Source organism: Microbispora corallina (assembly GCF_016863035.1).
GTDB classification, from domain to species: domain Bacteria; phylum Actinomycetota; class Actinomycetes; order Streptosporangiales; family Streptosporangiaceae; genus Microbispora; species Microbispora corallina.
In genome coordinates this window covers 67,192-79,464 of the sequence record NZ_BOOC01000022.1, presented here as the reverse complement: position 1 = coordinate 79,464, position 12,273 = coordinate 67,192, and the positions used below count along the sequence as shown (strand labels likewise).

At 72.4% G+C, this 12,273-nt stretch carries 10 protein-coding genes; 7 read left to right on the top strand and 3 right to left on the bottom strand.

Going from position 1 to position 12,273, the window contains the following annotated elements; genetic code table 11:
* Positions 1-114 precede the first annotated feature (114 nt).
* Positions 115-2,241, top strand: a complete 2,127-nt coding sequence (locus tag Mco01_RS21970) for an anthranilate synthase component I (protein WP_204058779.1) — start codon at positions 115-117, stop codon at positions 2,239-2,241.
* Positions 2,242-2,283: 42 nt separating this feature from the next.
* On the opposite strand, the gene Mco01_RS21965 is transcribed toward Mco01_RS21970, so the two are convergent.
* The gene (locus Mco01_RS21965; RefSeq protein WP_239103811.1) at positions 2,284-3,039 is read right to left on the bottom strand and encodes an SAM-dependent methyltransferase; all 756 of its coding nucleotides are present in this window, start codon (positions 3,037-3,039) and stop codon (positions 2,284-2,286) included.
* Positions 3,040-3,248: 209 nt separating this feature from the next.
* Between Mco01_RS21965 and Mco01_RS21960 the strand changes: the two genes are divergently transcribed.
* The 6 genes from Mco01_RS21960 (at position 3,249) to thyX (ending at position 9,878) form a co-directional block, all read left to right on the top strand.
* A complete protein-coding gene (locus Mco01_RS21960) occupies positions 3,249-4,418 on the top strand; it encodes an amidohydrolase family protein (RefSeq protein WP_239103810.1) in 1,170 nt (389 codons plus the stop codon).
* 270 nt (positions 4,419-4,688) lie between these two features.
* Positions 4,689-5,921: a hypothetical protein gene (locus tag Mco01_RS21955; RefSeq protein ID WP_239103809.1), complete on the top strand. Its 1,233-nt coding sequence runs from the start codon at positions 4,689-4,691 to the stop codon at positions 5,919-5,921.
* A 206-nt stretch (positions 5,922-6,127) separates the two neighbouring features.
* Positions 6,128-7,018, top strand: a complete 891-nt coding sequence (locus tag Mco01_RS21950; protein WP_204058777.1) for an ABC transporter ATP-binding protein — start codon at positions 6,128-6,130, stop codon at positions 7,016-7,018.
* Entirely contained in the window at positions 7,015-7,797 is a 783-nt protein-coding gene (locus Mco01_RS21945) for an ABC transporter permease (RefSeq protein WP_204058776.1), read from the top strand. The genes Mco01_RS21950 and Mco01_RS21945 overlap by 4 nt, the downstream gene beginning before the upstream one ends.
* Positions 7,798-7,843: 46 nt before the next feature.
* On the top strand, positions 7,844-9,040 hold the full coding sequence (locus Mco01_RS21940) for an ROK family transcriptional regulator (RefSeq protein ID WP_239103808.1): 1,197 nt from the start codon (positions 7,844-7,846) through the stop codon (positions 9,038-9,040).
* A gap of 55 nt (positions 9,041-9,095) precedes the next feature.
* Positions 9,096-9,878 carry an FAD-dependent thymidylate synthase gene (thyX, locus tag Mco01_RS21935; protein ID WP_204058775.1) on the top strand — a complete coding sequence of 261 codons (783 nt, stop codon included), beginning with the start codon at positions 9,096-9,098 and terminating at the stop codon, positions 9,876-9,878.
* Here the strand turns inward: thyX and Mco01_RS21930 are convergent.
* Both Mco01_RS21930 and Mco01_RS21925 read right to left on the bottom strand, forming a co-directional pair.
* Positions 9,830-10,615 carry an aspartate/glutamate racemase family protein gene (locus tag Mco01_RS21930; RefSeq protein WP_204058774.1) on the bottom strand — a complete coding sequence of 262 codons (786 nt, stop codon included), beginning with the start codon at positions 10,613-10,615 and terminating at the stop codon, positions 9,830-9,832. The genes thyX and Mco01_RS21930 overlap by 49 nt on opposite strands.
* Positions 10,612-12,204, bottom strand: a complete 1,593-nt coding sequence (locus tag Mco01_RS21925; RefSeq protein ID WP_204058773.1) for an NCS1 family nucleobase:cation symporter-1 — start codon at positions 12,202-12,204, stop codon at positions 10,612-10,614. The genes Mco01_RS21930 and Mco01_RS21925 overlap by 4 nt, the downstream gene beginning before the upstream one ends.
* Positions 12,205-12,273 lie beyond the last annotated feature (69 nt).

The following is a 12,273-nucleotide window of genomic DNA, read 5'->3' as shown; positions in this document are numbered from 1 at the left end:
GTGGCGCCGCTAGCAGGCGGCGTTTTCGCATTCACACAGGAGTGAACCGGCCGCCCCGAGAGGCGGCCTTCTGTATGTCCGCCCCCGGGGCATACGTCAAAAGGGGCGTGGACAGTGGAGATCAGCGGATATACCACGGCCGGCGGCGTCGCGGTCGAGCGCGGCGTGCGCCCGGTTCCCGAGGCCGCGCTGGAGGAGATCGTCACGGCGCTGGGCGAGCGCCGCGGCGGGGCGTTCTCCTCCGGCATGGACTACCCCGGCCGGTACAGCCGATGGGCCTTCGGCTACGTCGATCCCTGCGTCGAGGTCGTCGCGCGGGGACGGCGGATCTCGGCCCGGGCGCTGAACGAGCGCGGACAGGTCGTGCTGCCGGTGATCGCGTCGTGCCTGCTCGCCGCGGGCAAACCGGTGGCCGAGCCGGGTCCGGGCTTCGTCGAGGTCCACGTGCCCGAGTCGGAGGACCTGCTGCCCGAGGAGATGCGCAGCCGCCGCCCCACGGTGTTCACGGCGATCCGCGAGATCATCGCCGCGTTCGGGGGGGACGACCCGCACCTCGGCCTGTACGGCGCCTTCGGCTACGACCTGGCGTTCCAGTTCGAGCCGATCCGGTACCGGCTCACCCGCCCCGGCGACCAGCGCGACCTCGTCCTGCACCTGCCCGACCGGCTCGTGGTCATCGACCGGGTCAAGGAGACGAGCACCGAGGTCGTCTACGAGTTCACCGTCGACGGCGTCTCCACGCACGGCCTGGAGCGCACCGGCGAGAGCGTCCCGCTGGTCACGCCCGCCGCCGTCCCGGCCGACCCGGTGAAGGGCAGCTACGCCGAGGTCGTCGCCAAGGCCAAGGAGAAGTTCGTCCGGGGCGACCTGTTCGAGGTGGTGCCCGGCCAGGTGTTCCACTCCACCTGCCCCGACCCGGCCGCCTTCTACCGCTCGCTGCGCACCGGCAACCCCGCGCCGTACGAGTTCCTGCTGAACCTCGGCGAGGGCGAGCACCTGGTCGGCGCGTCCCCGGAGATGTACGTCCGGGTGACCGGCGACCGGGTGGAGACCTGCCCGATCTCCGGCACGATCGCCCGGGGCGCCAACCCGGTGGAGGACGCCGAGGCCATCCGCACGCTCCTGTCCAGCGTGAAGGAGGAGTCGGAGCTCACGATGTGCACCGACGTGGACCGCAACGACAAGTCGCGCATCTGCGTCCCCGGCAGCGTCCAGGTGATCGGCCGCCGGCAGATCGAGATGTACTCCCGGCTGATCCACACGGTCGACCACATCGAGGGCCGCCTGCGCCCCGAGTTCGACGCGCTCGACGCGTTCCTCACCCACATGTGGGCCGTGACCGTGACCGGCGCGCCCAAGACCTGGGCCATGCAGTTCATCGAGGACCACGAGGAGACCACTCGCCGCTGGTACGGCGGCGCCGTCGGCTTCATCGGGTTCGACGGCTCGATGAACACCGGTCTCACCCTGCGCACCGCCCAGATCCGGCACGGCGTCGCGACGGTGCGGGCCGGGGCCACCCTGCTGTTCGACTCCGACCCGGAGGCCGAGGAGCGGGAGACCGAGCTCAAGGCGAGCGCCCTGCTCGGCGCGCTGGAGGCGGCCGCGCGCCCGGCCGCCGAGGCGGTCGCCGGCGGGCCGGCCGACCGGCCGGGCGAGGGCCACACCGTCCTCCTCGTGGACCACGAGGACTCGTTCGTCAACACGCTCGCCGACTACTTCCGGCAGCAGGGCGCCTCCGTGGTGACGCTGCGGCACGGCTTCCCGCTGGAGATGATCGAGGAGATCGCGCCGACGCTCGTCGTGCTGTCGCCCGGCCCGGGCTGGCCCTCCGACTTCGGCTGCTCGGCCCTTGTCGAGGCGCTGTACGCCCGGAACCTCCCGGTCTTCGGCGTGTGCCTCGGTCTCCAGGCCATGGTCGAGCACGCGGGCGGCACGCTGGAGCTCCTGCCGTACCCGGAGCACGGCAAGCGCGGCCGGGTGCGGCGCGAGGGCGACAGCGCGGTGCTCGACGGCCTGCCGGCCGAGTTCGTCGCGGCCCGCTACCACTCGCTGCACGCCAAGACGCCCGGCGTGCGGGGCTTCCGGGTCACCGCGGTGACGCCGGACGGCGCGGCCATGGCCATCGAGGACGTGGAGAACCGGCGGTTCGGCGTGCAGTTTCACCCGGAGTCGATCCTCACGACCGAGGGCGCGGCCGGGGCCAGGATCATCGCCAACGTGCTGCGCCTCTGCTCGTGACGGGTGCTCCGGGCGCCCCCGCCGGGGCGCCCGGAGGCTCCGCTACCGCCGTTTGAGGGCGAAGACGCCCCAGCCCAGGTACGGCCGTACGTACCGGACGTGCCGCAGCGGGGCGCCGTCCAGCTCGGTCCGCATCGCGGGGGCCAGCTCGTCGTCCGGGTTCGCGTCCAGCCAGGTCCGCACGGTGAGCCACTGCGCCGCCGCGTACCGGTCCCAGCTGTCCTCGTCCGCGAGGACCATCTCGACCACGTCGAATCCGAGGCCGCCGAACAGCCCCACCAGCCCGGGAAGATCGTGGAAGTCCTCCTTGGCGGAGGCGTGGCAGCCCTCGACGGTCGCCTGGTCCGGCGGGTCCCTCCGCCAGAACGGCTCCCCGACGAGCAGCAGCCCGCCGGGGCGCAGGCTGCGTTCGAGCAGGGCGGCGGTGCCGGCGGCGCCGCCGCCGATCCAGGTCGCCCCGAGGCAGGCGGCGACGTCGACCGGCTCGTCCGCGACGTACCCGGAGGCGTCGCCGTGGACGAACCTCACCTGGCCGGTCACGCCGAGCTCGGCGGCCCGCTCCCGGGCACCGGTCAGGAACGCGGTGCTGATGTCGACCCCGGTGCCGGCGACGCCGTGCTCGCGTGCCCAGGTGCAGAGCATCTCGCCGCTGCCGCAGGCGAGGTCGAGGACGGTCGTCCCCGGCCGCAGCCGGACGGCCCGGCCCAGGAGGGCGAGCTTCTCGCCGGTGAACGGGTTGTGGATGCGATGGCCGCTCTCGCGGACGGTGAACTCACGTGGCAGGTCCACTTCGGGCATTCCTCACGTCATGGGTACGGACGGCGGTCGGCGGCGCGGCGGTCGCGGGCATGGAGAGCACCTCCGTACGACGTGGGACGGCCACCGTAGCCGGGCCCCGGGCCGGGCGTCGACGGGTTTTCCCGCGCGCCCTGCACGGGAGAGGCGGGCGCGTAAAGAGGAGGGAAAGCCGCGCCCGGCCGTGCCGGCAGCCCGTAGAGTCCACTCCCGTGCCGGAGACGCGACCCGACGACGTGCTGCCCGCGGATCTTCCCGACCCGGTGCGCGCGGCGCTGCTCGCGCCGATGGTGGACCACCACTGCCACGGCGTGCGGCGCGACGACCCGTCGAGGTCCGAGTTCGAGCTCATGATCACGGAGTCGGGCGCGCCCGCCCCACCGGGGACCACGCATTTCGACACCCCCGTGGGCGCGGCGATCCGGCGGTGGTGCGCGCCCGTGCTCGGCCTGGAGCCGCACGCCTCCCCGGCCGTCTACCTGTCCCGGCGGTCCGAGCTCGGCGCCGGCGAGGTCAACCGGCGCCTGCTGCGGGCGGCCGGCGTCGCGGCGTTCCTGGTCGACACCGGACTCGACGCGCCCGGGCTGCTCACGCCCGCCGAGATGGGGCGCCTGGGCGGCGCGGCGGCCGACGAGATCGTCCGGCTGGAGCGGATCGAGCAGGACGTCGCCGAGGCCGGGCTGTCGGCCGTGGAGTACGCCGGGACGCTCCGCGAGGAGCTGGCCGCGCGGGCCGCGCGCGCCGCCGGGCTCAAGTCGATCGCCGCCTACCGGTGCGGGCTCGACTTCGACCCGTCCCGGCCGTCGCGGGGAAGCGTCATCGCGGCCGCCGGGCGGCGCCTGGCCGACCCCAAACGGCGGCTCGACGACCCGGTGCTCGTCCGGCACCTGCTGTGGGCGGCCGTCGACGTCGCCCGGGAGCGTGGCCTGCCGCTGCAGTTCCACTGCGGCTTCGGGGACGCCGACGTCGACCTGCACCGGGCCGACCCCGCGGTGCTGACCGAGTTCCTGCGGGCGCTCGCGCCCATCGGCGTGCCGGTCGTCCTGCTGCACTGCTACCCCTACCACCGGCAGGCGGCCTACCTCGCGAGCGTCTTCCCGCACGTCTACGTGGACGTGGGGCTGGCGCTCACGCACACGGCGGCCGGGTCGGCCCGCGTCGTCGCCGAGCTGCTGGAGCTGGCGCCGTTCCACAAGCAGATGTTCAGCTCGGACTGCTACGGCGCGGCCGAGCTGTGCCACCTCGGGGCGCTCTACCACCGCAGGGGCCTCGCCCGCGCGATCGCCGGGCGCCTGGCCGAGGGGGAGTGGAGCCCGGCGGACGCGGCCAGGATCGCCCACATGATCGGCTCCGGCAACGCCCGCCGCGTCTACCGCCTCTGACTCGCACTGCGGATCATGAGGGCGTGCGGGATCCGCGCGAGACGTCCGCTCCCGCCGCAGTCCCGGATCCGATCTTCTTGAGGCTGCAGAACGCGGTCAGGCCAGGGGCGCCGGCGGTAGCGTTGGGGCGCGTCGAGGTCCTCCACCGGACGGTGAGCGATGAACTCCCATCCTGGACGGCCCCGACACCCACCCCGCATCGCCCCGCGCACCCCGACTCCGCCTTCACCTGCGAAGAGCGCTTTCCCCCCCACACGTCAGGAGCCGACGATGGATGACGAGATCGAGCTGATCAGCGACGGCGACGGCCTGGCGGTCGTCGGGAGTCCGGCGGCCGTCGAGCGTTTCCTCGTCTCCGAGGGACTGCCGTCGAAGGACCTCGGACTGAAACGGCTCCGATCCGTTTTCAGTTCCGGGGCTGGGGTCGCACAGGCGGGTTCCGAGATCGCCGCCAACTCCGGTCGCTGGGTGAAGCTGACCGAGCAGTCCGCGCAAGCGATGAAGAAGTACAACCTGATGACAGGTTCGGAGCCGGGTGTCAGCCGTGCTGTGCTGACGGAGAACGGCAAGATCAAGGGACTTCTGGAGCTGGCGAGGACGCCCGGATCGCTTCTGACCAACCCAGCGTTCCTGGCCGGTGCCGCGGGGCTCATGGCGCAGCTCGCGATGCAGCAGACCATGGACGAGATCACCGATTATCTCGCCGCGATCGACGAGAAGGTCGACGACGTGCTCCGCGCCCAGAAGGACGCCGTGCTGGCGGACATGATCGGCGTGGACCTCGTGATCGAGGAGGCCATGACCATCCGGGAGCAGGTGGGCCGGGTCTCCGAGGTCACGTGGTCGAAGGTGCAGGCCACGCCGGTGACGATCGCCAAAACCCAGGCGTACGCGTTGCGTCAACTCGACGCACTCGCCGAGAAGATGGAGCACAAGACCAAGATCGGTGATCTCGCCAAGACGTCCAGAGAGGCCGAGCTCAAGGTTCAGGAGTGGCTCGCCGTTCTGGCTCGCTGCTTCCAGCTGCAGGACGCGGTCGCCGTGCTCGAACTCGACCGGGTGCTGGACGCGTCTCCCGAGGAGCTGGACCGGCATCGCCTCGCACTTCGGGCCGCACGGCGGAACCGGCTGGAACTCATCTCGCGGAGCACCGAGCGTCTGATGGCCCGCATGGACGCGGCCGCGGACTCGGCCAACACGAAGGTGCTGCTGCACCCGGCAACGGTCCGGGCTCTGGTGCATTCGAGCAACCACGTCGCGATCGCCGTCGTCGAGTTCCACGGACGGCTCGGGATCGAGCGCGCCCGGCAGTCGTTGGAGGCGAGACGTTGGGTGGACGCGGCCGTGGAGGTGAGGGACAAGGTGCTCGAGACAGGAGCGGAGGGTGTCGACGCCGCCCGGCACCTCGGCAACGAGACCCTCGACCGGGCCAGATCGGTGACGGGCAGGCTCTCCGGTGAGATCGCCAGGCTCCGCCGGCGCGGGGACGACGAGGAAGGCTGAGCCGGCGCACGTCGACGGCGGCCCGGTCGCTACCGGCGGCAGGCGGATCCTGGCGACGGCGATGAGCCGGGAAAGGCCGCCGATGAGTGGCGGCGGTGGCCGTCCTGCTGATCACTCGACCGTGGGGAGCCGCGGCACGGGCCGGGGCGGACGGATCATCCTTGAAGAGGAGGAACCCGTCCGTCCCGGGCACGATAATCGGCCCGATGGCTGCGATAGAGATCCACGATCTTGTGAAGTCGTTCGGACCGGTGAGGGCGGTCGACGGCGTCTCGTTCACGGTCGAGGCCGGCTCGGTCACCGGGTACCTCGGCCCCAACGGCGCGGGCAAGACGACGACCCTCCGCTGCCTGCTCGGCCTGGTCGCCCCCGACTCGGGGCGGGCGCTGGTCGGGGGCAGGCCCTACGCGTCCCTTACGGCCCCGCTGACCGAGGTGGGGGCCGTCCTGGAGGCCACGAGCTTCCACCCGGGCCGGACGGCCCGCAACCACCTGCGGATCCTGTGCACGGCGGCCGGGCTGCCGCAGTCCCGCGCGGACGAGGCGCTGGCCCAGGTCGGCCTGGCCGACGCGGCAGGCAAGCGCGTGCTGGGCTTCTCGCTGGGCATGCGCCAGCGGCTCGCGCTCGCCGCCGCGCTGCTCGGCCGGCCGCGCGTCTACATTCTGGACGAGCCCGCCAACGGCCTCGACCCCGCCGGGATCGAGTGGCTGCGCGGATTCCTGCGGCACCTGGCCCACGAGCAGGGCGCGGCCGTGCTCGTGTCCAGCCACGTCCTGTCCGAGGTGGAGCAGACCGTGGACAACGTGGTGATCATCGCCAGGGGCCGGCTCGTCCGGCAGGGCACCCTGACCGAGCTGACCAGCAACGGACGGTCCGTGGTCCGCGTCGGCGCCGTGAACGCGGCGGAGCTGGGCCCGGCCCTCGAGACGGCCGGAGGCGCCGTCGAGCGGGTGGAGGACGGCCTGCTGCGGGTGCGCGGCCTGACCGCCGAGGAGGTCGGCCGGATCGCCCTCGACCGCCGGGTGGCGCTGCGCGAGCTGGTCGAGGAGCGCACCGACCTGCAGAAGGTCTTCCTGGATCTCACGGAGGAGCGATGACCGCGCTGATCAGGGCCGAGCTGCAGAAGCTGTTCACGACCCGGCTGTGGTGGGTCCTCCTGCTCGTCATGCTGCTGCTGATCGCGCTCTTCCTGGGCTTCGCGATCGCGTTGGCCGGGGTGACGCAGAACGGGGCGGCGGGGCTGCCCGCCCGCGACACCCCGCAGTGGGCCCAGCTGGCCTGGGGGAGCGGCTCCAGCGGGACCATCCTCGTGACGATCCTCGGCGTCGTGATGATGACGGCCGAGTACCGCTACCAGACCATCACGGGCACGTTCCTCACCACGCCGCGCCGGTTCCCGGTGGTGGCCGCCAAGCTGCTGGCCGGGGTGATCGCCGGCCTGCTGTTCGGGGTGGCCGTGCTGCTGCTGGAGGCCGTCACGGTGATCCCTGCCGTGATCCTGTCCGGCGGCACGTTCTCCCCGTCCGCCTCGCACCTCCCGCAGACCACCGCCGGGCTGCTCGCCGCCTTCGCGCTGTACGCGCTGTTCGGGATCGGCCTGGGGGCGCTCGTGCGCAACCAGGTGGCCGCCATCGTCGGGGCCGTGGTCTGGACGTACGTGATCGAGCAGATCTTCACCGCGATCCCGGTGCTGCAGCCGGTCGGCAGGTGGCTGCCCGCGGGCGCCGCGCAGGCGCTGATGCGGATGGACCTCGACGCCGGGCTCGGCCGGCCCGACCTGCTGCCCGCGTGGGGCGGGGCTCTCGTGCTCGCCGGGTACGCCCTCCTGTTCGCCGCCGTCGCCTCCGCCACGACGGTCCGCAGGGACATCACCTGACATCCCGCTTGCGGCCTTGGTACAAGACCTGAATTATGGGGCGGGGGTGAGGACAGTGCGTCGTCCGCAGCGCGGCACGCTCCGCGACGTGCGCAGGGGGAACCGGTCGCTGCTGCTGCGCACGCTCTACTTCGGCCACGAGCTGAGCCGCCACGACCTCAGCCGGTTGACCGGTCTCAGCCCCGCCACGGTGAGCAACGTCGTCGGCGACCTCATCGCCGACGGGATCGTCGTCGAGGCCGGCGCCGTCGACTCCGACGGCGGCCGCCCGCGCACGCTCCTGCGCGTCCAGGAGTCGTACGGCTACGTCGTCGGCGTGGACGTGGGGGAGACCCGGGTCCGGCTGGAGCTGTTCGACCTGTCGATGACGGAGAAGGCCAAGGCGGAGTACGCGCTGGAGCCGCGCCGCCACGAGCCCTCGGTCGTCGTCGATCACATCCTGACCGGCCTGCGGTCGGTGCTGGCGGACGCCGGGGTGGACGAGTCGCAGGTGCTGGGCATCGGCATCGGCGTGCCCGGCATCGTGGAGCAGCGCCCCGAGCTGCTCATCCACGCCCGCGCCTTCGGCTGGAACGGCGTGCCGCTGGGCGACCGTCTCCGGGCCGGCACCGCCATCCCGATCTTCGCCGACAACGGGGCCCAGACGATGGGCCAGGCCGAGCTGTGGTTCGGGGCGGGGGTGGGCGCCCGCCACGTCGTGATGACGCTCATCGGCACCGGCGTCGGCGCGAGCATCATCACCGACGGCGCCACCTACCGGGGCGTGTCCAGCAGCGCCGGCGAGTGGGGCCACACCACGATCGCGGTGAACGGCCGGGCCTGCCGGTGCGGCGGGGTCGGATGCCTGGAGGCGTACGTGGGGGCCGAGGCCATCCTCGCGAGCCACGGCGCCGGCCACCTGCCCGGGGGCGACGAGGAGAGCGCCCTGGCCGCGATGCTGACCGACCCCGCCGCCCGCCCGGTGCTCGACGAGGCGGTGGCGTTCCTCGGTGCGGGGCTCGGCAATCTGATCAACCTGTTCAACCCGGAGCGGATCATCGTGGGCGGCTGGGCTGGGCTGCTGCTCGGCCGCGCGCTGCTGCCGGAGATCCGGGCCGCCGCCGCCCGGCACGCGCTGGCCCAGCCGATGGCCCAGGTGTCGATCGAGCTGGGACGGCTCGGCCCGGAGGCCGTGGCGCTGGGCGCCGCCACCCTCGTCGTCGAGGACTTCCTGCTGCGCAGCGGCACCCCGCGGCACGCCTGAGCCGGGGATCTGGTTTGCTATGACGGTCGTTATCAGCACCACCAGGGGTACGAGAATGCGCAGCGTCGAACCCGAGGTCTTCCTCGTCGCCCGGCCCGAGCTGGACTACGAGGAGCTCGCCCGCTATCTGCACGAGATCGGCGGCGAGTCCTGGCTCGACCGTCTCGAACGGGGCGAGTTCGACGCGCAGAACCTGGCGGAGTTCGCGGGGCGGCTGTGCTACCGCTCGTTCGAGCCGGGCCTGAACCCGAACGTCACCCGCATCCGCTCCGACCAGGACGCCTACCTGCGCAACATCCTGGCCTCGGCCCACGGGTCGGTGCTGGAGCACATCAGCTTCAGCTTCGTGCTGCACAACGTCTCCCGGGTCTTCACCCACGAGCTGGTGCGGCACCGGCCCGGCGTGGCGATCTCCCAGGAGTCGCTGCGGTTCGTCCGGCTGGCCGACATCCCGTTCTGGTTCCCCGACTGGGCCCGGCAGGACGCCGAGCTGATGAAGCGGGCGACCGAGCTGCTGGACCGGATGGAGGAGTTCCAGAGCTGGGCGGCCCAGCACTTCGGGCTCGACGCCGAGGGGGTGCCGTTCGCGGACAAGAAGCACCGCACCTCGTTCATGCGCCGCTTCGCCCCCGAGGGCGTCGCCACCGGCCTCGTCTGGACGGCCAACGTCCGCACCCTGCGCAACACCATCGAGTCCCGTACGGCGGAGGGGGCCGAGGAGGAGATCCGCCTCGTGTTCAACCGCATCGGCGAGATCATGCGCGAGGAGGCCCCGTCGCTGTTCGGCGACTACGTGGTCGAGAACGGCGCCTGGATCCCGGCCTGGCGCAAGGTCTGACCCTCCGGTCCGACGGTGAAGCCGCCGAGCAGGCCCGAGTAGCGCTTGGGCGGCGGCGGGGCGTACTCGCCGCGCCGGCTCGTCCGCAGGCCGAGTGCCACCAGCGCCTCGACCAGCTTGACGGCCGCGCCCACGCCCTCGACCACCGGCACGCCGGCCTTCTCCGCCACCTCGTCGCAGAACGCGGCCATCCCCGCGCAGCCCAGCACGACCACGTCGCTGCCGTCCTCCCGCACGGCCCGGGCGCACAGATCGGCGACGGCCTCCCGCGCGCCCGGGCCGTCCAGGTCGAGGACGGGGATGTCGCAGGCGTGCACGCCCCGGCAGGCGCCCGCGGCGCCGTACCGGTGGGCGAGGTCCCAGGCCCGCCCGGCGGTGCGCGAGAGCGTGGTCACGACGCTGAACGTGCGGCCGACGAGCGTGGCGGCGTGCATGGCCGCCTCGGCGACGCCGACCACCGGCCCGGCGGCGAGCTCGCGCGCCGCGTCGAGGCCGGGGTCGCCGAAGCAGGCGATGACGTAGCCGTCGGTCCCGTCCCGCTCGCCGGCGGCGATCTCGGCCAGCACGCCGGGGACGGCCAGCGCCTCGTCGTAGTGGCTCTCGATCGACTCCGGGCCCATCGACGGGCTGACGGCGGCGACCGCCGTGGAGGGGGCCGCCACCGCCCGGGCGCGCCTGCCGACGGTCTCGGTCATCGCCCGGGCGGTGTTGGGGTTGATCACGGTGATCCGGGTCATGGGCGGGCCGGCGCCGCCCCGTCGGCGGCGAGGTGGACGTCGCGGTCGAGGCCGCCGATGCGCGGCGAGACCCGCTCCAGGACCACCATCGCCGCGAAGCCGAGCCCGCACCCGACGAACCAGCTGTAGTCGGCCACCCACGTGAGGTCGGTCGTCGTCAGGCCGAGGTCGAGGACCATCTTCGGCGCGAGCACCGACACGATCGCCGGGACGCCGGCCGCGGCCGTCGCCCAGACCGCGTTCGGGTTGTAGCCGTTCCTGAACCAGTACCGGCCGCCCTGGTCGAGGGTGAACAGGTCGTCCACCCACACCCGCTGCCTGCTCGCCACGTAGTAGCCGGCGATGAGGATGCCGAACAGCGGGCCGATGAGCGCGCCGAGCAGCCCCAGCGTGTAGTGGATGGCGTCCGGGTTGCCGTACCAGTTCCACGGGGTGAGGAGCACCGAGCCGACCGCGGCGATCATGCCGCCGGTCCGCCAGCTGATCCGCTGCGGGCTGAGGTTGGAGAAGTCGAACGCCGGCGAGATGAAGTTGGCCACGATGTTGATGCCCACGGTCGCGACCACGAACGTCAGCCCGCCGAGCAGGATCGCGAACGGCGTGTCGATCCGCTGGACCGTGTGGATCGGGTCGGTGACGAGCTCGCCGAAGACCGGCACGGTGGCGGACGCCGTGATCACCGTCAGCAGCGAGAAGAACAGGAAGTTCACCGGGAGCCCGAGCAGGTTGCCCTTCTTCACGGCGGAGAACGACCGGCCGTACCGGGAGAAGTCGCCGAAGTTGAGCATGGGCCCGGAGAAGTACGACACCACTAGGGCGATCGCGCCCAGCATGACCGGGACCGACTCGGCGAACCCGAGGTGGGCGCCCTGGGACAGGTCGAGGCTGATGTTCCGCCAGCCGGCCCGGGCGACCAGGTAGACGGCGAGCACCAGCATGACGGCGTAGACGGCCGGCCCGGCCCAGTCGATGAACCGGCGGATCGCCTCCATCCCCTTCCAGAACACGAACGCCTGGGCCACCCAGAGGATCGCGTAGCAGATGTAGCCGAGCACGGGGAGGCCGAGGAACCCGGAGGTCCGCACGTCGTTCAGGGCCGCCGTGGCGGGCCAGAACTTGAGGAAGATGATGATGAGCGACTGGGACGCCAGGTAGGTCTGCACCCCGTACCAGGCGATCGCGATCGCCCCGCGCACGACGGCGGGGATGTTGGCGCCGCGCACCCCGAAGACGGCGCGGTTGATCACCGGGTACGGCACGCCGGTGACCTGGCTCGGCTTGGCGACCAGGTTGCAGAAGACGTTGACGATCAGGATGCCGGCGAGGAGGGCGAACAGCACCTGCCAGCTCGCCAGGCCGAGGGCGAACAGGCTGCCCGCCGTGACGTAGCCGCCGACGCTGTGCACGTCGGACATCCAGAAGGCGAAGATGTTGTACCAGGACCACGTCTGCTCGCGCAGCGGGGCGAGGTCCTCGTTGGCGAGCCGGGGGTCGTAGCCGGGCTTGACGAGCCCGGCGCCGACCGGCATGCCGGCGGCCTCCACGACGTCGTGGTCCGGGGGCCGGGGCGGTGCGCTGTGTTCGGTCATGTCAGCATCCCTGGGGGGTATCGTGCGGGGGAGGGCGTGATCAGGGAGCGCGCGCTGTTAAGTGGCCAC